The sequence below is a fragment of the Streptomyces sp. YIM 130001 genome (genome assembly GCF_003574445.1).
In the GTDB taxonomy this organism is placed as follows: Bacteria; Actinomycetota; Actinomycetes; order Streptomycetales; family Streptomycetaceae; genus Streptomyces.
Window position 1 is genome coordinate 113050 of the sequence record NZ_KZ984551.1, and the last position, 18372, is coordinate 131421.

Annotated in this window: 17 protein-coding genes; 2 read left to right on the forward strand and 15 right to left on the reverse strand. The window is 70.5% G+C overall.

Annotated elements, in window-relative coordinates:
- Positions 1-89 precede the first annotated feature (89 nt).
- The 13 genes from nusB to DSC45_RS08325 form a co-directional block, all read right to left on the reverse strand.
- Positions 90-524, reverse strand: a complete 435-nt coding sequence (gene nusB / locus DSC45_RS08265) for a transcription antitermination factor NusB (protein WP_119288643.1) — start codon at positions 522-524, stop codon at positions 90-92.
- A 2-nt stretch (positions 525-526) separates the two neighbouring features.
- Positions 527-1093, reverse strand: a complete 567-nt coding sequence (efp, locus tag DSC45_RS08270; protein ID WP_119288645.1) for an elongation factor P — start codon at positions 1091-1093, stop codon at positions 527-529.
- 50 nt (positions 1094-1143) lie between these two features.
- Positions 1144-2250, reverse strand: coding sequence for an aminopeptidase P family protein (locus tag DSC45_RS08275; protein WP_119288647.1), 1107 nt, complete (start codon positions 2248-2250; stop codon positions 1144-1146).
- Between the two features lie 90 nt (positions 2251-2340).
- On the reverse strand, positions 2341-3216 hold the full coding sequence (locus tag DSC45_RS08280) for a Pro-rich N-terminal domain-containing protein (RefSeq protein ID WP_119288649.1): 876 nt from the start codon (positions 3214-3216) through the stop codon (positions 2341-2343).
- 127 nt (positions 3217-3343) lie between these two features.
- The gene (aroB, locus tag DSC45_RS08285) at positions 3344-4462 is read right to left on the reverse strand and encodes a 3-dehydroquinate synthase (RefSeq protein ID WP_119288651.1); all 1119 of its coding nucleotides are present in this window, start codon (positions 4460-4462) and stop codon (positions 3344-3346) included.
- Positions 4459-4989 (reverse strand): shikimate kinase, encoded by a 531-nt coding sequence (locus tag DSC45_RS08290; protein WP_119288652.1) that lies wholly within the window; start codon positions 4987-4989, stop codon positions 4459-4461. The genes aroB and DSC45_RS08290 overlap by 4 nt, the downstream gene beginning before the upstream one ends.
- Positions 4986-6170, reverse strand: coding sequence for a chorismate synthase (gene aroC, locus DSC45_RS08295; RefSeq protein ID WP_119288654.1), 1185 nt, complete (start codon positions 6168-6170; stop codon positions 4986-4988). The genes DSC45_RS08290 and aroC overlap by 4 nt, the downstream gene beginning before the upstream one ends.
- 159 nt (positions 6171-6329) lie before the next feature.
- On the reverse strand, positions 6330-7160 hold the full coding sequence (locus tag DSC45_RS08300) for a shikimate dehydrogenase (protein WP_205571281.1): 831 nt from the start codon (positions 7158-7160) through the stop codon (positions 6330-6332).
- A gap of 6 nt (positions 7161-7166) precedes the next feature.
- Positions 7167-8774 (reverse strand): endolytic transglycosylase MltG, encoded by a 1608-nt coding sequence (mltG, locus tag DSC45_RS08305; RefSeq protein WP_119288656.1) that lies wholly within the window; start codon positions 8772-8774, stop codon positions 7167-7169.
- Positions 8775-8901: 127 nt separating this feature from the next.
- The gene (ruvX, locus tag DSC45_RS08310; protein WP_119288658.1) at positions 8902-9381 is read right to left on the reverse strand and encodes a Holliday junction resolvase RuvX; all 480 of its coding nucleotides are present in this window, start codon (positions 9379-9381) and stop codon (positions 8902-8904) included.
- Entirely contained in the window at positions 9381-12050 is a 2670-nt protein-coding gene (gene alaS, locus DSC45_RS08315; RefSeq protein ID WP_119288660.1) for an alanine--tRNA ligase, read from the reverse strand. The genes ruvX and alaS overlap by 1 nt, the downstream gene beginning before the upstream one ends.
- Positions 12050-12379: a DUF6167 family protein gene (locus DSC45_RS08320; protein WP_119288662.1), complete on the reverse strand. Its 330-nt coding sequence runs from the start codon at positions 12377-12379 to the stop codon at positions 12050-12052. The genes alaS and DSC45_RS08320 overlap by 1 nt, the downstream gene beginning before the upstream one ends.
- Before the next feature lie 7 nt (positions 12380-12386).
- The gene (locus tag DSC45_RS08325; RefSeq protein ID WP_119288663.1) at positions 12387-12815 is read right to left on the reverse strand and encodes a DUF948 domain-containing protein; all 429 of its coding nucleotides are present in this window, start codon (positions 12813-12815) and stop codon (positions 12387-12389) included.
- 229 nt (positions 12816-13044) lie between these two features.
- On the opposite strand from DSC45_RS08325, the gene DSC45_RS08330 reads away from it, so the two are divergent.
- Complete coding sequence (locus tag DSC45_RS08330; RefSeq protein ID WP_119288665.1) at positions 13045-15222, forward strand: ATP-binding protein; 2178 nt, start codon at positions 13045-13047, stop codon at positions 15220-15222.
- Between the two features lie 45 nt (positions 15223-15267).
- On the opposite strand, the gene rpsD is transcribed toward DSC45_RS08330, so the two are convergent.
- Positions 15268-15882 carry a 30S ribosomal protein S4 gene (gene rpsD / locus DSC45_RS08335; RefSeq protein ID WP_119288667.1) on the reverse strand — a complete coding sequence of 205 codons (615 nt, stop codon included), beginning with the start codon at positions 15880-15882 and terminating at the stop codon, positions 15268-15270.
- 185 nt (positions 15883-16067) lie between these two features.
- On the opposite strand from rpsD, the gene DSC45_RS08340 reads away from it, so the two are divergent.
- Complete coding sequence (locus tag DSC45_RS08340; RefSeq protein ID WP_119288669.1) at positions 16068-16757, forward strand: DUF2470 domain-containing protein; 690 nt, start codon at positions 16068-16070, stop codon at positions 16755-16757.
- A 49-nt stretch (positions 16758-16806) separates the two neighbouring features.
- Here DSC45_RS08340 and DSC45_RS08345 read toward each other — a convergent pair whose 3' ends face one another.
- Positions 16807-18174, reverse strand: a complete 1368-nt coding sequence (locus DSC45_RS08345) for a replication-associated recombination protein A (RefSeq protein WP_119288671.1) — start codon at positions 18172-18174, stop codon at positions 16807-16809.
- Positions 18175-18372: the final 198 nt, after the last annotated feature.

The following is an 18372-nucleotide window of genomic DNA, read 5'->3' on the forward strand; positions in this document are numbered from 1 at the left end:
TCCCCCGGGACTGCGACGAGGGGCCCGCACCACACTCTCCGTGTGGTGCGGGCCCCTCGTCGTATCGGGCCTCGCTGCTCCTCGAGCGCTCAGGCCCCGTCCCGCCTCAGCCCCGGCTTGAGGTCTTTGAAACGGCCGAGCAGGCCGTTCACGAAGGCCGGGGAATCGTCCGTGGAGAACTCCTTGGCGAGCTGCACGGCCTCGTCGAGCACCACGGCGTCGGGGGTCTCGTCCACCCAGACCAACTCGTAGGTGCCCAGACGCAGGATGTTGCGGTCGACGACCGGCATGCGGTCGAGCGTCCATCCCACCGCGTACTGCGCGATCAGATCGTCGATCCGCTCGGCGTACCGCGTGTACCCCTCGACGAGGTCCATCGTGTACGCGCTGACGGGCGGCTGGCGGGTGTCGCTGCGCGCGTGCCGCACCCAGTCGGCGAGGACGGTCTCGACGTCGGTGCCGCGCTGGTCCGCCTCAAAGAGAATCTGGAAGGCGCGCTTACGGGCCGTGTTACGGGCAGCCACGGTTAGCTGTTCACCCGGCCGAGGTAGTCGCTCGAGCGGGTGTCGACCTTGATCTTCTCACCGGTGGTGATGAACAGCGGAACGCTGATCTGGTGACCGGTCTCCAGGATGGCGGGCTTGGTGCCGCCGGTGGAGCGGTCGCCCTGCACGCCGGGCTCGGTCTCCTTGATGACCAGTTCGACCGCGGCGGGCAGCTCGACGAAGAGCACCTCGCCCTCGTACTGCGCGACGGTCGCCTCGAAGCCCTCGATGAGGAAGTTCGCGGCGTCACCGACGGCCTTGCGCTCGACGTGCAGCTGGTCGTACGTCTGCATGTCCATGAACACGAAGTAGTCGCCGTCCATGTACGAGAACTGCATGTCGCGCTTGTCGACGGTGGCAGTCTCGACCTTGACGCCGGCGTTGAAGGTCTTGTCGACGGTCTTGCCGGACATCACGTTCTTGAGCTTGGTGCGCACGAAAGCCGGGCCCTTGCCGGGCTTGACGTGCTGGAACTCGACGACGGACCAGAGCTGGCCCCCGTCGAGCTTGAGCACCAGGCCGTTCTTGAGGTCGTTCGTGGAAGCCACGGTTGCGGAATCTCCTGGACTGCGGGTGGGACCACGAAGGCAGGCGCGCCCTAGAGCGCGAGCAGCTCCTTGGTCGTGATGGTGAGTAGCTCGGGTCCGCCGTCCGCCTCGGGACGAACGACGAGCGTGTCATCGATCCGGACTCCGCCCCGGCCCGGAAGGTGAACCCCGGGTTCGACGGTGACCGGCACACGAGCGTCCAGTTTACCCATGGCCGTGGCGGCGAACTGAGGGTCCTCGTCGATTTCGAGCCCCACACCGTGCCCGGTGGTCTCCGGGAGCCCCTCCCCGTACCCCGCGGAGTTGAGCACATGTCGGGCCGCACGGTCCACCTCGCGGTACTCCGCACCGGGTGCGAGCGTCTCCCGGCCGGCCCGCTGAGCTGCGAAGACCAGGTCGTACAGCTCGATCTGCCAGTCCGCGGGAGTGGTGCCGATGACGAAGGTGCGGCCGATCTCGCAGCAGTATCCGCGGTACGTGGCGCCGAGGCCCACGGAGAGGAAGTCGCCCTCCTCGACCCGGCGATCACCCGGCCGGTGACCGCCGCGGCCCGAATTGGGGCCGGTACCGACCGAGGTGGGGAAGGCGGCGCCGTCCGCGCCGTGGTCGACGAGCCGGCGTTCCAGCTCGAGGGCCAGATGGCGTTCCGTCCTGCCGACGAGGATCGACTCCAGGAGCTCGCCGAGTGCCTGGTCGGTGATCTCCGCGGCGATCCGCAGGCAGGACAGTTCCTCGTCGTCCTTGACCAGGCGGAGTTGCTCGACCGCACCGTCCACGTCGCCGAGGTGCAGGCGCGGGGCGACGGATCCGAGGGCGCGGTGGCGGGCCACCGTGAGGTGGTTCTCCTCCACGGCGAGCGAGTCGGCACCCTGTTCCGCGGCGAGGCCGGCGGCCGCGACGGCCGCGTCCACTCCTGCGCCGGTGAGGACCCGAAGGCGCAGCGAGTCGTCTACGTGGCCCTCGGGCGGCTGGCCGGTGGGCGCCGTCGCGCACAACAGCGTGTCTTCCCGGGGGCCGAGCAGCAGCACTCCCCCGTGCGGGCACGCGCCCGCGAGATAGCGGACGTTGGCGGGGTGGGAGACGACAGCGGCGGCGTTGCCGGCCGCCGTGCATCGATCCCTCAGCCGCTCCCTGCGGGCCAGGTACACCTCAGACATGAGGCGAGCGTATGAGCGGATCTGCGACTCGGCCGGTTCAGCGCGTCCGACCGTGGTGCGGTGCTCCCGTGGGCGGCTACCTGCGTACGGCTACCACTGCGGCGGGCTCGCGATGGAGCGGGCCAGGACGTCGTCCAGGACCCGGGCCGTGGTGGGCACGTCGAAGGTGGAGTTGTCGATGATCGGCAGTCCGGAGCCGTACCAGCCGGCCATCCGGCCGTGGATCGCGGCGACTTCCTCGTCGGCCAGCCGGCGGTTGCCACTGCGCTGGGCGTTGCGCTCCAGGACGATCTCGAGACCCGGGAGCAGCACGACGGGGAGCAGGCCGGGTCCCACATGGCGCTTCCAGCCGCCGAGGCCCACGACCGGGCGGTCGGGGAAGACAGCGTCGTCGAGGATGCAGGAGATGCCGTTGGCCAGGAAGTTGCGCGCGGCGAAGCCGCAGGTGCGGCGGGCCAGTCGGTACTGGGCCTCGGAGTGGTCGTTCCACCCCGTCTGCGGATCGGCGAAGCCGGAGCGGACCCATTCGCGTACGTCGTCGAGGCTGATGTGCGATGTCGGTACCCGGCGGTTCTCCGCCCAGTGCTTGGCGACCGAGGTCTTGCCGGCGCCGGCCGGTCCGATCAGGAGCACGGCGAGGGTGGTGGCCCCGGTGTCGGCGGGCCCGGCACCTCCGGGAGGCGGACTCGGTACGGCCACCGGGCCGCCGGGCGGGAGCTGGATGTGCCCCGTGGTGTCCGGGGTGGGCGGTACGGGTGCGGGGGCCTGCGGCGCCTGACTGGTGAATCCGGCGGGCGGCGGGCCGCCGCTCTGCACACCCTGCGGCATCGGCGGTGGGACGGGACGCCCCTGCGCTCCCGGGTGTCCCCCGGGGCCCGGGTGATGTGCGGCCGGGGACCGGCCGACGGCCGGTCCGTGCCCCGGCTGATGGGGCGGCGGCAGCGGATTCCCCACTGCGTGATGCATCCGGTGCCACTCCGTCTCGTCACGGCGACTGTCGCTGGTCCCGGGTGGTCTCGCTCCCGGGCCTACTGAACGGTACCTGCCCCGGCCGGTGTTGTGTGAACGGCCGGGGCAGCCGCCGAGTGCCCGATCAGGCGGAAACCTCGCCATATGCGGCGAGCAGGACAGCCGGATCCGGACCTTCCAGTACGGAGGCCCGGCCGAGGCCGTTCAGGACGATGAAGCGCAGCAGGTCACCGCGGGACTTCTTGTCGACCTTCATGGTCTGGAGAAGCTTGGGCCACTGGTCGCCGCGGTAGGTGAGCGGCAGTCCGACCGACTCCAGGATGCTGCGGTGCCGGTCCGCTGTGGCGTCGTCGAGCCGGCCCGCGAGACGGCCGAGTTCGGCCGCGAAGACCATGCCGACGCTGACGGCTGCGCCGTGCCGCCACTTGTAGCGCTCGTTCTTCTCGATCGCGTGCGCGAGCGTGTGCCCGTAGTTCAAGATCTCCCGCAGGCCGGACTCCTTGAGGTCACTGGAGACCACGTCCGCCTTGACCCGGATGGAGCGTTCGAGGAGTTCCGCGGTGTGCGGACCCTGCGGACTGCGCGCGGCCTCGGGGTCCGCCTCGATCAGCGCGAGGATCTCCGGGTCGGCGATGAAGCCGGCTTTGATGACCTCGGCGAGACCGCTGACGTAGTCGTGGACTCCGAGCGAGTCGAGGGCGCCCAGGTCGCAGAGCACGCCGGCCGGCGGGTGGAAGGCGCCGACCAGGTTCTTTCCCTCGGCGGTGTTGATGCCGGTCTTGCCGCCGACGGCCGCGTCGACCATGCCGAGCACGGTGGTGGGCACCGCGATCCAGCGCACGCCGCGCAGCCAGGTGGCCGCGACGAAGCCGGCCAGGTCGGTGCTCGCCCCACCGCCGACGCCGACCACGACATCGCTGCGGGTGAAGCCCGAAGTGCCGAGTGCCTTCCAGCAGTACGCGGCGACCTCGGCGGTCTTCGCCTCCTCCGCGTTGGGCACCTGGATGGCGACGGCCTCGTAGCCCTGGTCGGCGAGATCGGCGCGGATCGCCTCGCCGGTCTCGTCCAGCGCCTCCGGGTGGATCACCGCGACCCGCTTGGCGTCCGTGCCGATCAGTCCGGCGAGCTCGCCGAGCAGTGAACGTCCGACGAGCACCTCGTACGGATCGGTGCCCGCGGTACCGCCGACCTGGATACGGGTGGGGGGCTGCGCGTCGGCCGGTGCGGCTGACTGCTCCGTCATGCTTGCTTCAACTCCAGTGCGTCGAGGACGGCTCGGGCGACGTCTTCGGGATCACGGCTGTCGGTGGCGACCACCGCTCGTGCCACCTCGGCGTACAACGGGCGGCGTGCGTCCATCAGTTCGCGCCACTGCCGGCGCGGGTTGACGGCGAGCAGCGGCCGGGCGACGTTGAGGCCGGTGCGCTTGACCGCCTCGTCGACCTCCATCGAGAGATACACGACCGCGTGGCCACCGAGCAGTCGGCGGGTCGACGCGTCGAGAACGGCTCCGCCGCCGAGGGCGAGCACGCCCCGGTGTCCGGTGAGAGCGGCGCGTACGGCGGACCGTTCCAGATCCCGGAAGTGCTCCTCGCCGTCCTGGATGAAGATGTCGGAGATCTCGCGTCCCTCGGCGGCGACGATGTCCGCGTCGGTATCCCGGAATTCGGTGCCGAGCCGCTCCGCGAGCAGTTCACCCACGGTCGACTTGCCGACACCCATCGGGCCGACGAGAACGACCTGCGGCCCGGTGGCGGATGCGGCGCTCATCGGACGACGAGGGTGTCGAGGTACGAGCGGACATTGCGCGCGGTCTCGGTGACGCTGTCTCCGCCGAACTTCTCCGCGACGGCGTCCGCGAGGACCAGCGCCACCATCGCCTCGGCGACGATGCCGGCCGCGGGCACGGCACACACATCGGAACGCTGGTGGTGCGCCTTGGCCGCCTCGCCGGTTGCCACGTCGATGGTGGCCAGCGCCCGCGGGACGGTGGCGATGGGCTTCATCGCGGCACGTACGCGCAGCAGTTCGCCGGTGGTGAGGCCGCCTTCGGTGCCGCCGGAGCGACCGGAGGCACGCCTGACGCCGTCGTCGGTGGCCAGGATCTCGTCGTGCGCCTGCGAACCGGGCACCCGGGCCAGGTCGAAACCGTCGCCCACCTCGACCCCCTTGATGGCCTGAATGCCCATCAGCGCGGCGGCGAGGCGGGCGTCGAGCCGCCGGTCCCAGTGCACGTGCGAGCCGAGCCCGACCGGTACGCCGTACGCGATCACCTCGACGACTCCGCCCAGGGTGTCGCCGTCCTTGTGGGCCTGGTCGATCTCGGCGACCATCTGCTTCGACGCGTCGGGGTCGAGGCAGCGCACGGGGTCGGCGTCCAGACGTTCCACGTCGGAAGGCTCCGGCACGACGCCGTAGGGCGCCTTCGCACCGGCCAGCTCGACGACGTGGCTGACCAGCTCGATGCCGGCGGTCTCCTTGAGGTACGAGCGGGCGACCGTGCCGAGGGCGACGCGCGCCGCGGTCTCGCGGGCGGAGGCACGCTCCAGGATGGGGCGGGCCTCGTCGAAGCCGTACTTCTGCATCCCGGCGAGGTCGGCGTGGCCGGGGCGCGGCCTGGTCAGCGGCGCGTTACGCGCCAGCTCGGCGAGCTCCTCCTCGGGGACCGGGTCGGCCGCCATGACCTTTTCCCACTTGGGCCACTCGGTGTTCCCGACCATGATCGCGACGGGTGAGCCCATGGTGAGTCCGTGGCGTACACCGCCGAGGAAGGTGACCTCGTCACGCTCGAACTTCATCCGCGCCCCGCGGCCGTAGCCGAGCCGCCGCCTGGCCAGCGCGTCCGCCACCATCTCCGTGGTGATGGGCACCCCGGCAGGCAGACCCTCGAGGGTCGCCACCAGTGCGGGCCCGTGGGACTCCCCCGCGGTCAGCCAACGCAACCTGCTCAACGGTGTTCCTCTCTCCTGGCCCCGGTTTCCCGGGAAGCCTCGCGCCCGGCACAGCGACAGCGGCCGGGTGCGCGGCCCTGGCCCGCCAGGTCCGATCCTCCCACGAGCGGACACCGCGCCCTGCCGACGGTCCAGTAAACGGACAGGCCGGTGGACGGCCTACCGGGACGCGAGCGCCTTCTCACCGGCTGCCCGCATCGCGGACAGCGGCGCGGGCGAGCGCCCGGTGAACTGCTCGATCTGCAGCACTGCCTGGTGCACCAGGAGATCGAGCCCGCTCACCACGGCACCTCCGGTCATGGACCAGCGGGCAGCGAGCTCGGTCGGCCACGGGTCGTAGAGCACGTCGAACAGGGTCCCTGGTCGCTCCGGAACAGCCCTCGCCAGCTCGTCCGTCGCACCGGCGGGGGTCGTCGCGACGACCAGCGGCGCCGCGAAGGCGTCGGCGGCATCGGCCCACGGCGCGGTCCGTACCGCGACGCCGAGCCGCTCGCCCCATTCACGCATTTCGGCGGCCCGCCCCGAACTGCGGACGTACGCCACGATCTCGCCGGTGCACACCCGTGCGAGCGCGGCCAGGGCCGACGACGCGGTCGCGCCCGCCCCGAGGATCGCCGCCGACCCGGTCTGCTCGACGCCCCGCTCACGCAGGGCGGCGACCATGCCGGGGATATCGGTGTTGTCGCCGCGGCGCCGGCCGTCCTCGCCGAACACGACCGTGTTCACTGCGTCCACGGACGACGCGGTCTCACTGACCTCGTCGAGCAGCGGCAGTACGGCCCGCTTCAACGGCATGGTCAGTGAGAGACCGGCCCACTCCGCGCCGAGCCCGCCGACGAAATCCGCAAGCCCCGCCTCGTCGACCTCGAAGCGGTCGTACGACCAGCCCTCGAGCCCCAACGCGTCGTACGCGGCGCGGTGCAGGACGGGCGACAGGGAGTGGGCGATGGGCGAACCGAGGACGGCCGCGCGGTGTCGCGTCACGCTCATGTGCGGCTACTCGTTCCCGTCCTGCTCGTCCTGGTACTTCTGGCGATTGCGCTCGTGCTCCTCGTTCGTCTCGGCGAAGAGGGTGGTGTCGGCGTTCACGGAGACGAAGTAGTACCAGTCGCCTTCGGCCGGCTTGATCGCGGACTTGAGCGCCTCGGCCCCTGGGTTGCCGATCGGTCCGGGCGGCAGTCCCTTGATCTTGTACGTGTTGTACGGGTCGTTGAGCTTGCGGAGCTCGTCCACCGAGCCGGTGGCCAGGTCGGACTTGCCGCGCAGGTAGTTGACCGTCGAGTCGAAGTCGAGCAGGCCGTAGGTCTCCGTGTTGTTCGGCTTCAGACGGTTGTAGACGACGGTGGCGACCTTCTCGAAGTCGTGCTTGTACTTGCCCTCCGCCTGGACGAGGCTCGCGACCGTGACGAGTTGCAGCGGGTCCTTGAGGTTCAGCGCCTTGGCCTTCGCCTCGAGGTTCTGCGCCTCGTACTGCGTCGTCGCGTGCTCGACCATCTCCTTGAGCACGTCGGCCGGCTTCATGCCCTTGGCGACCGGATAGCTCGAGGGGGAGAGGAAGCCTTCGAGGTGGTCCTTGACGTCGGGGTGATCGTTCTTCGCCCAGTCCGGCAGGCCGAGCTTGCGCCAGTTCTTCTGGGCGTACTTCTCCGTGGTGCCCTTGGGCTCCTCGAGACGCTTGTCGATCTGCTCGTAGATCTTGGCGTTCCGCATGCCCTCGGCGATGACGAGGTTGTTGCGGCTCTTCGGGTCGAGCATCAGGCCGACGGCGGCCTCGGCCGACATCTCCTTCTTCATCACGTAGACGCCGGCCTGGATGGACTGGCCCTTGGGGTCCTTGCCCTGCGCCGCGACGAAGGCGTCGACGCTCTTGACGACGCCGGCCTCCTTGAGCTTGTTGCCGATGTCGTATCCGGTCGCGCCTCTGGGGATGTCGACGGTGACCTGGCCGGCTCCGTCACCCGCGTAGTCCTCGGCCGAACCGAATCGGCTCTGGATGTAATCCCATCCGTAGTACACCGCACCGCCGAGTCCGCCCGCGAAGACGAGACTCAGGACCAGGCAGGCGCATCCGCCGCGGCGCTTCTTGCCGCCGCGCCCGCGACGCTCACCCCGGCCGCGCCCGCCGCGTCCGCCGCGTCCGCCGTCGTCGTAATCGTCATCGTCGTCATCGCGGTCCGCGAAGAACGCGTGCTCGCCCTGGTCGGGGCCCGGGTCCCAGTCGGGTGTCTCCTGCTGCACCTCGTGCCGGCGGCCCGGGGGCCGGGGCGGCGGGTAGGCGTCAGGAGTGCCGTACTGGTCGGGACGCTCGCCGCCGTACGCGACGGGCTGCTGCCCGTAGGGGTCGTGCCCACCGTAGGGGTCGTGGCCCCCGTAGGGGTCGTAGGCGGGGTTCTGTCCGGTATCCCATCCGCCGTCGTAGTTGTGCTGCGGGTAGCCGGGCTGCTGGCCGCCATAGCTCTGCTGCGGCTGCTGCGGGTAGTGCTGCGGCTGGCCGCCGTAGGAGCTCTGGCCCGCAGAGGCCTGACCTCCCCACCCCTGGTCCCCGTACAACGGGTCTTCGGGGTGCCACGGTTCGGGACTTCTGCCCCGGCCATACTCAGTCATCGATCCCCTACGAGCCGCGAGGCGGCGGTTGAAGGGCACCTACGGTGTGGCATCCCGTCCGCCTCTTTTTGCTGTGCGGCAGCTGTTCGAACACCGCCGCATCGCGCGGAACGTTACCGTATCGCGATCAGACAACCACTTCGACGCCCTCACCCGGAGCCACTCCTGACGCCCGTTCGGACTCCAGAGCGTGGCGGAGGATGACCACAGCGGCAGCCTGATCGATGACGGATCGGCCCTTTTTGGACTTAATACCGGACGCGCGCAGGTTCTGACTGGCCGTCACTGTGGTCATCCTCTCGTCCACGAGCCGCACCGGTACGGGTGCGATGCCACGGGCGAGCTCCTGGGTGAAACCGCGGACCTTGACCGCTGCCGGCCCCTCACCACCGTTGAGCGAGCGGGGCAGGCCGACGACCACCTCGATCGGCTCGTACTCCTCGACGAGTTGGCGCAGCCGCCGGTGGGCCGCCGGGACGTCACGTCCCGGAACGGTCTCCACCGGCGTGGCGAGGACCCCGTCGGGGTCGCACGAAGCAACCCCGATCCGGGCGTCCCCCACGTCCAGGGCCAGGCGCCGGCCGCGACGGAATCCGTCCGCGGCCATCAGGCCGTCTCGGTGACGAGCCGCTCCACGGCGGCCACGGCGTCACCGACGGCGGCCGGGTTCTGTCCACCGCCCTGGGCGACGTCCGGCTTGCCGCCGCCTCCGCCGCCGAGAGTCTTGGCGGCCGTACGCACCAGGTCGCCGGCCTTGAAGCCACGTTCGCGGGCGGCCTCGTTGGTGGCGATCACGGTCAGCGGACGGTCGTTGACCGTGCTGAACAGGGCAACCACGGCCGGGCGGTCGGACGCGATGCGGCCGCGCACGTCGAGGACCAGCTTGCGCAGGTCGTCGGCGCCGGTGCCGTCCGGCACCTGTCCGGTCACCAGCGCCGTGCCGCGCACGTCCTTGGCGCCGGCGGCGAGACCCGCTGCGGCCTGCAGGACCTTCTCGGCGCGGAACTTCTCGATCTCCTTCTCCGCGTCCTTGAGCTTGGCGAGCATCCCGGAGACCTTCTCGGGCAGCTCCTCGGAACGGCCCTTGATCAACTCCTGGAGCTGAGCGACCACGGTGTGCTCCTTGGCCAGGAAGCTGTACGCGTCGACGCCGACCAGAGCCTCGATACGCCGCACGCCGGAGCCGATCGACGATTCGCCGAGCAGCTTGACCAGGCCGAGCTGGGCGGTGTTGTGCACGTGGGTGCCGCCGCACAGCTCCTTGGAGAAGTCGCCGATGGTCACGACGCGCACCCGCTCGCCGTACTTCTCGCCGAACTCGGCGATGGCGCCCTGCTTCTTGGCGTCGTCGATGCTCATGACCTCGGCCTGTACGTCGAGTTCACGGGCGAGCACCTCGTTGATCTTCTGCTCGACGTCGGTGAGGACCGTGCCGGGCACGGCGGCCGGCGAACCGAAGTCGAAGCGGAAGCGGCCCGGGGAGTTCTCCGAACCGGCCTGGGCGGCCGTCGGACCGAGGGCGTCACGCAGCGCCTGGTGAGTGAGGTGGGTGGCGCTGTGGGCACGAGCGATGGCCCGGCGCCGGTTGGCGTCGATCGCGGCGAACGCGGACGACCCGACGGTGACCTCGCCGACCTGGACGGCGCCCTTGTGCACGGAGACGCCTGGCACCGGCTGCTGCACGTCACGGACCTGGATGACGGCACCGGTGTCGAGCTTGATCCGGCCGGTGTCGGCGAGCTGGCCGCCGCCCTCGGCGTAGAACGGGGTCCGGTCGAGGACCACCTCGACCTCGTCGCCCTCGGAGGCGGCGGGTGAGGGAACGCCGTCGACGAGCAGGCCGACGATCCGCGACTCGCCCTCGGTGGCGCTGTATCCGGTGAACTCGGTGCTGCCGGAGTTGTCGGCGACCTCGCGGTACGCGGACAGGTCGGCGTGCCCGGTCTTCTTGGCCTTGGCGTCGGCCTTGGCCCGCTCCCGCTGCTCCTTCATCAGGCGCCGGAAGCCGTCCTCGTCCACCGAGAGGCCCTGCTCGGCGGCCATCTCGAGGGTGAGGTCGATCGGGAAGCCCCAGGTGTCGTGGAGCAGGAACGCCTTGTCGCCGGCGAGCACCTTGCCACCGGAGGCCTTGGTCTCGGTGACGGCGGTGTCGAGGATGTTGGTGCCGCCCTTGAGAGCCTTGAGGAAGGCGGCCTCCTCGGCGAGCGCGACGGCCTCGATCCGGCTGCGCTCGGTGAGCAGCTCGGGGTACTGCTCCCCCATCGTCTCGACCACGACGTCGACCAGGTCCTTGACGACCGGGCCCGTGGCTCCGAGCAGCCGCATGTTGCGGATGGCGCGGCGCATGATGCGGCGCAGTACATAACCGCGGCCCTCGTTGCCGGGCGTGACGCCGTCGCCGATGAGCATCACCGAGGTGCGCATGTGGTCGGTCACCACGCGCAGCGAGACGTCCGTGTTCGACGCGGCGCCGTAGCGCACGCCGGTGAGTTCGGTGGCCTTGTCGATGACGGCCATCGAGATGTCGATCTCGTAGAGGTTCCGCACGCCCTGCAGGATCATGGCGAGGCGTTCCAGGCCGAGACCGGTGTCGATGTTCTTCGACGGCAGCTCGCCGAGGATCGGGAAGTCTTCCTTGCCCTCTCCCGGTCCGCGCTCGAACTGCATGAAGACCAGGTTCCAGATCTCCACGTAGCGCTCGTCGTTGACGGCCGGGCCGCCCTCCTCGCCGAACTCGGGGCCCCGGTCGTAGTTGATCTCGGAACACGGGCCGCAGGGTCCGGGGACACCCATGGACCAGAAGTTGTCCTCCTTGCCCAGCCGCTGGATGCGCTCCGCGGGCACCCCGATCACGTCGCGCCAGATGCGCTCAGCCTCGTCGTCGTCCAGGTAGACGGTGATCCACAGCCGCTCAGGCTCCAGGCCGTAGCCACCGTCGGCCTGGGAGCTGGTGAGCAGCTCCCAGGCGAGCTTGATGGCGCCTTCCTTGAAGTAGTCACCGAAGGAGAAGTTGCCGCACATCTGGAAGAACGTGCCGTGCCGGGTGGTCTTGCCGACCTCTTCGATGTCCGGCGTACGCACGCACTTCTGCACGCTGGTCACGCGCGGAGCCGGCGGCTTGACCTCGCCGAGGAAGTACGGCTTGAAGGGCACCATGCCCGCGGGAACGAGGAGCAGCGTCGGGTCGTCCGCGATCAGCGACGCCGACGGCACAACGGTGTGCCCGCGCTCTTCGAAGAAGCGCAGCCAGCGGCGACGGATTTCAGCCGACTCCATCAGTGGTCCTCATTCCGGTTGTACGTGTAGGGGGCTTGTTTGTACGTCACGTTGTTCTCGAGGGCGGCGAGCCGCTGCTGGGCGGGGAGTTCGCGGGGTTCTTCGGCGTCGCGGCCCAGTGCGTCGTTGAGCTGATCCTCACGCTCGGCCATGCCGTCGCGGACGTCGAGGGCGAAGTCCTTGAGGCGGTGGCCCGCATCGAGTGCCTTGTTGGCGGCCTGTGCCGCGAGGCTCTCGGGGGTGAGCTTCTTCAGCTTCTGGTTGACCTTGGTGGTGGCCCACACGCCGGCGGCAGCGCCCGCGGTGAACCAGAAAGTACGGCGGAACATCGCTGCGTCAGTCCTTCTTCCGCTTCCCCCGCCGGGCGGACGGCACGGCCCGGCCCACGATCACGGTACGACGGGAGGGTCGTGGCGGCATGTCCTTGCGGGTGATGGCCCGGCGCACTCCGTAGCCGAACGCCGCGACCTTGACCAGGGGGCCGCCGAAGGTCGATGCCACGGTGGTGGAGAGCGCGGAGGCGTTGGAGGTGACCTCCTGGACGTCCGTCGCGATCGCGTCGACCCGGTCCAGCTGGGTCTGTGCCGAGCGCACGGTCGCCGATGCGTCCGCGAGCAGCGGCACCGCCTGCTCGGTCACGTCCGCCACGAGCTTGGTGGTGGCCTTCAGGGTCTGGGCCAGCCTCACCAAAGCGACGGCGAGGAACGAGACCAGGATCGCCCAGAAGACAGCCACCAGGATCCCGGCCACCTCTCCACCGGTCACGCTGCACCGCTCTCTGCTTGTTCGGGGCCAGTTGTTCACGGCCAGAGGGTGTCCGGCAGGCCCGCGCGCCACCCATGGCGCTCGCTCCTCCGGGACTTCCCCTGGTAAAAGTCGTTCCCCGAGCCTATCGCGCCGGGCCTGGCGCTCCGTACCGTATTCGGCTTCCTGGCACCCGCGTTGTGCGATGCGATTGTACGGACCGCACCGGGATGAGTACGCTGCGTGGCCCATGCGACGCTCTCACCGCCCCGGGCGAATCGACCGGCCCGGCAATCTGCCCGAGGAGCTCAACTCCTTCGTCGGCCGGGCGGAAGAACTCGACCGGCTCGACTCCCGCCTCACGGCCTCGCGCCTGGTGACAGTGGTCGGGGTCGGCGGGGTCGGCAAGTCACGGCTCGCCCTCAGTGCGGCCCGCCGAGCCCGCGAGGCCTTCCCCGACGGCGCCTGGCTCGTGGAACTCGCCACGGTGCGCGATCCCGATCTCGTCACGTACGCCTTGGTGGAGGCGCTCGATCTCACGGATCACACCGCGCGCTCGCCGCTCTCGGTCCTCACCGAGCAGCTCGCCGACCGTGAACTCCTGCTCGTGGTCGACGGGTTCGAGCATCTCGTCGACGCGATCGCTCCGGTGGTGCGGGAACTCCTGCGGCGGTGCCCGGGTGTACGGGTGCTGGCCGCGGGCCGCCGCCCGCTGGGTGTGGAGGGCGAGTGGGTGCACGGCCTGGCGCCGCTACCGGAGGCGGACGCGGCGACCCTGTTCGCGGAGCGGGCCGCCTGCGGTCCGGCAGGCTTCACGCTCGGCAGGACCTGCCTGCCCGAGGTGCTCGAGCTGTGCCGGCGCCTGGACGGTATCCCGCTGGCGGTCGAGCTGGCCGCGGGCCGCCTCGGGGCGCTGTCGCCGGCGCAGTTGCTCGCCCGGCTCGACGACCGTTTCCGGCTGCTGACCGGGGGCGGGCAGCGGGCCGCCCGGCACGAGACGCTGCGCACCGCGATCGGCTGGAGCCATGAACTGTGCACGCCGCCGCAGCGCCTGCTGTGGGCTCGGCTGTCGGTGTTCACCGGCCCCTTCGACCTGGAGGCGGCCGAGTACGTCTGCGCAGGCCAGGGGCTGCCGGCGGCGGAAGTTCTGGACACCGTCGACGAGCTGATCGCCCAGTCCGTGGTGCTCCGCGAGGACAGCCCGGAAGGCGCGCGGTACCGGATGCTGGCCACGGTCCGGGAGTACGGCGACGGCTGGCTGCGGGCGGCGGGTGACGCCGAGCGGCTCCGCCGCCGGCACCGAGACTGGTACCTGGGGCTCGCGGTCTGGTGCGAGCTGGACTGGTTCTCGCCGCGGCAGGCCGAGATCGCCTCCCGGGTGGAGAGCGAACTGCCCAATCTGCGGGCGGCGCTGGAGTACTGCCTCAACGAACCCGACGAGACGCACCAGGGCCAGCTCCTCGCCGGAACGCTCTGGTTCTACTGGGTGGGCTGCGGACATCTGTCCGAGGGCCGGTACTGGCTGGACCGCGGCACCGAACTCGACGGCGAGCACGAGGACTCGAGGCTGAAGGCACTCTGGGTGCTCGGCTACGTGGCCGCGCTGCAGGGCGACACGATCGGATCGCTCGGTGCGCTCCAGACGTGCCGCGACGAGGCCGAGCACACCGGCAGTCCGCTGGCGGTGGCGTACGCGGTGCACCGCCTCGGCTGTCTCGCCCTGGTCGACGACGACATGCCGCGCGCCGAGCGGCTGCTGCGCGAAGCCCAGCTCCGCTACGGAGAGTTGGGCGAGCTCAACAGCAATGTGCTGATGGGCCGGGTCGAGCTGGCGATGTCCCTGGTGTTCCAGGACCGCGCCGAGGAAGCCCTGCGACTGTGCCGCGAGGTCGACGAGATCTGCGAGCAGCACGGCGAGCGCTGGACCCGCGCCTATGCGCTGTACGTCCTCGGCTACGCGGCGTGGACGCGCGGCGACTTCCGGCGGGCCAGACAGCTCGCCGAGGAGTGCGTCACCATCGACCACACCTTCCGCGACCTGGTCGGCCTCGTGCTCGCCGTCGAACTGCTCGCCCTGATCACCGCGAGCGAGGGCGACCCGGCGGAGGCCGCGCTGCTGCAGGGCGCGGCCGATCCCCTCTGGGACTCGGTGGGTCTGCCGCTGTTCGGCTCGGATCACTTCCGCGCTCCGCGCTCCCACTGCGTGCGGCGTACGGCCGAACTCCTCGGCGCCGAGCGCTTCGAGCAGTGCGTACGAAAGGGGCGCACGCTGGGGCTCGAAGCGACAGTGGAGCGGGCGCTGGCGGGCAGCGGTACGGACAGCGCGGTGCTCCCCGCGCCGCGCCCCGCCCGGACGCGGCCCACGCCGGACGCACGGAAGCCCGCCGGCTCCCCCACCGGAAACGGCGGGGAGCAGGCGGGCTCCTGAGTCTGCTGCGCCTCGCTCAGCGGGCGCGGCGGAACCGCGGCCCGATCAGCGGGCGTAGAACTCGACGACCAGCTGCTCGTCGCAGATGACCGGGATTTCCTTGCGGTTCGGGTCGCGGTCGAGGCGGAAGGCCAGGGCCTTCAGGTTGACCTGCAGGTAACGCGGGGTCTCGCCCTCGGTGTCGTAGCCACCCTCGCGCGCGACCTGGAAGGGGACCTTCTCGCGGCTGCGCTCGCGGACCATCACGACGTCGTCGGGACGGACACGGAAGGAGGGCTTGTCGACCTTCTTGCCGTTGACCTCGATGTGGCCGTGCACGACCATCTGACGGGCCTGGTAGATGGTGCGGGCGATGCCCGAACGCAGGACGAGGGCGTCGAGGCGGCGCTCGAGCTCGATGACCAGGGCCTCACCGGTCTTGCCCTGCGTCTTGGCGGCGCGCTCGTAGGCGCGGACCAGCTGACGCTCGGACACGTCGTACTGCGCACGCAGGCGCTGCTTCTCCAGCAGACGGACCTTGTAGTCCGAGTTCTGCTTGCGGCCACGGCCGTGCTCGCCCGGCGGGTAGGGGCGGGCCTCGAAGTACTTGACTGCCTTCGGCGTCAGCGCGATTCCGAGCGCGCGCGACTTCTTGACCTTGGGACGCGACTGGTTAGGCACGTTCTCCGGACCTCCGTTGTAGGTTAGGTTAGGCTCACCTTAGTTAAGGAGATCGCATGTCTCGCCGTGGGAACACCACACACGTCACGGACAGCACAGAGAACACCGACGCTGAGGGCGCCGATATGACGGAGGTCCGATCAGATCGTGGTCAGCCGCGTCCCAGCCGGCTTGAGATCGCCCGGATGCCGTCAGCAGCCGAACGCACACGAACTCTCGTACAGAGTACATGCTCCGCGGTGCTGCTCGTCCCCGGGCTCCAAGGGGCCAGGCCTGACCAGCTGGTGCCCGACGCACGACGGGTCGGGCCGGACGGAGACGTCCTCCTCGACTTCCCTGCCGACTCCCCTGCCGTACGCGCGGCGACCCACGCGCAGGACGACGAACTGTCCGCCGTGCTCGAGGTCACGGACGTGGCTCCGGTGGCCGTGCCCCACCGTATCCGCGGACGCGCCTGGGTCTCCGGGTGGCTGACCCGGTTGCCGGGGATCGCCGAAGCCGGGCGCATGATGCTGCGCCTGGAGGTCGGTGAGGTCTCGGTGGACGATCTGTGGGGTGCTGCGCGGGTCGAACCCGAGGCTTTCACCGAGGCACGGGCCGATCCGCTGGTCGACCACGAGGCGGAACTGCTGCAGCATCTGCATGCGGCGCACGCCGAACAGGTCGCCTCCCTGTGCTCGCTGCTCGGCGACCGTGCCGAGTCGCTGCTGCACGGTGGGCGAGCGACGCCGCTGGCCCTGGACCGCTTCGGACTCCGGATCAGGATCTCCGACGGGACACAGAGCTTCGATGCCCGCTTCGACTTCCCGGAGCCGGTGCCCGATGTGACCGGACTGCGGCGGGCCATGCATCAGCTCTTCGAGGCGGCGTACTGAGCGCGGTGCGTGCCGCCGCGGGTGTTCCGGCCGCCGGAGCGGGACGCGGTCAGCGCCCTTCGCTCTCCCGCTCGCCGGAGAGCCGGCTGCGTACCCGGTCGGCGACGTCCGCATAGCGCGCCTCGGCGCCGTAGCGAGTGGGCCGGTAGTACTCCTTGCCGTGGATCGCGTCCGGCGCGTACTGCTGGGCCGCGATCCCGCCCGGTACGTCGTGCGGATACACGTAGCCCTGGGCGTGACCGAGCTTGGCGGCGCCCTTGTAGTGACCGTCCCGCAGGTGCGCGGGCACCGGGCCCGCCAGTCCCTTGCGTACGTCCTCGAGGGCCGCGCCGATGGCTGTCGTCGCGGAGTTGGACTTCGGGGCGAGGGCCAGGGCGATGGTGGCGTGGCTGAGGGTGAGAGCCGCCTCGGGGAAGCCGATCATGGCGACGGCCTGGGCTGCGGCGACCGCGGTCGGCAGCGCCGTCGGGTCCGCCAGACCGATGTCCTCGCTGGCGGAGATCATGAGCCGGCGGGCGATGAACCGCGGGTCCTCGCCCGCCTCGACCATCCGGGCCAGATAGTGCAGCGCTGCGTCCACGTCGGAGCCGCGGATCGACTTGATGAGGGCACTCGCCACGTCGTAGTGCTGGTCGCCGTCACGGTCGTACTTCACGGCCGCGCGGTCGACGGACTCCTCGAGGGTCTCGAGCGTGATCTCGGACTCGCCCTTGTCGAGCGCCGAACCCGCGCCGGCCTCCAGCGCCGTCAGCGCGCGGCGGGCGTCGCCGCCCGCGATGCGCAGCAGATGCGCTCGGGCGTCGTCGGTCAGGCCGACCGAACCGGCCAGACCCCGCTCCTCGGTGAGCGCACGATCGAGCAGCCCGGCCAGATCGTCGTCGGTGAGCGGCTCGAGCGTGAGCAGCAGCGAGCGGGACAGGAGCGGGGAGATCACCGAGAAGTACGGGTTCTCCGTGGTGGCCGCGATGAGGGTGACCCAGCGGTTCTCCACCGCGGGGAGCAGGGAGTCCTGCTGGGCCTTGCTGAAGCGGTGGATCTCGTCGAGGAAGAGGACGGTCTCCTTGCCGTACCCGCCCGTCGCGCGACGGGCGCCCTCGATGACGGCGCGGACCTCCTTGACGCCCGCGGTGATCGCGGAGAGCTCGACGAAGCGCTTGTTCGTCGCCTTGGAGACCACGTAGGCCAGGGTCGTCTTGCCGGTGCCGGGCGGGCCCCAGAGGATCACCGAGGACGGGCCGGCCGGGCCCGAACCGCCCTCCCCCACCAGGCGGCGCAGTGGCGAGCCCTGCTTCAGCAGATGCTGCTGGCCGACGACCTCGTCGAGGACGCGCGGGCGCATCCGGACGGCCAGAGGGCTGCTGCTGGGCTCCTTCTCCTGGCGGTCTTCGGCTGCGGCGGTGAACAGATCGGGCTCCACGCTTTGCAGCCTATGCCAGCCCACCGACAGTGCTGACAGCGCCGTCCGGGCTGTCAGCCCGGGTCGGTGGGTCAGCTGGTCCAGAAGTCCCACCAGCGGGTCAGGATCAGCATGCCGATGATCCCGATGTGCAGCACCGGCAGCACCCACGTGAACTCGTCGAGGAAGGACCGCAGACCACGGGGAGCGGGCAGCAGC

Coding starts and splice junctions, on each gene's coding strand:
- aroB (WP_119288651.1), bottom strand. CDS start 4,462: ATGACGGAGCAGTCAGCCGCACCGGCCGACGCGCAGCCCCCCACCCGT.
- DSC45_RS08275 (WP_119288647.1), bottom strand. CDS start 2,250: ATGTCTGAGGTGTACCTGGCCCGCAGGGAGCGGCTGAGGGATCGATGC.
- DSC45_RS08300 (WP_205571281.1), bottom strand. CDS start 7,160: ATGAGCGTGACGCGACACCGCGCGGCCGTCCTCGGTTCGCCCATCGCC.
- DSC45_RS08290 (WP_119288652.1), bottom strand. CDS start 4,989: ATGAGCGCCGCATCCGCCACCGGGCCGCAGGTCGTTCTCGTCGGCCCG.
- DSC45_RS08330 (WP_119288665.1), top strand. CDS start 13,045: ATGCGACGCTCTCACCGCCCCGGGCGAATCGACCGGCCCGGCAATCTG.
- DSC45_RS08320 (WP_119288662.1), bottom strand. CDS start 12,379: ATGTTCCGCCGTACTTTCTGGTTCACCGCGGGCGCTGCCGCCGGCGTG.
- DSC45_RS08340 (WP_119288669.1), top strand. CDS start 16,068: ATGCCGTCAGCAGCCGAACGCACACGAACTCTCGTACAGAGTACATGC.
- DSC45_RS08280 (WP_119288649.1), bottom strand. CDS start 3,216: ATGCATCACGCAGTGGGGAATCCGCTGCCGCCGCCCCATCAGCCGGGG.
- alaS (WP_119288660.1), bottom strand. CDS start 12,050: ATGGAGTCGGCTGAAATCCGTCGCCGCTGGCTGCGCTTCTTCGAAGAG.
- mltG (WP_119288656.1), bottom strand. CDS start 8,774: ATGACTGAGTATGGCCGGGGCAGAAGTCCCGAACCGTGGCACCCCGAA.
- ruvX (WP_119288658.1), bottom strand. CDS start 9,381: ATGGCCGCGGACGGATTCCGTCGCGGCCGGCGCCTGGCCCTGGACGTG.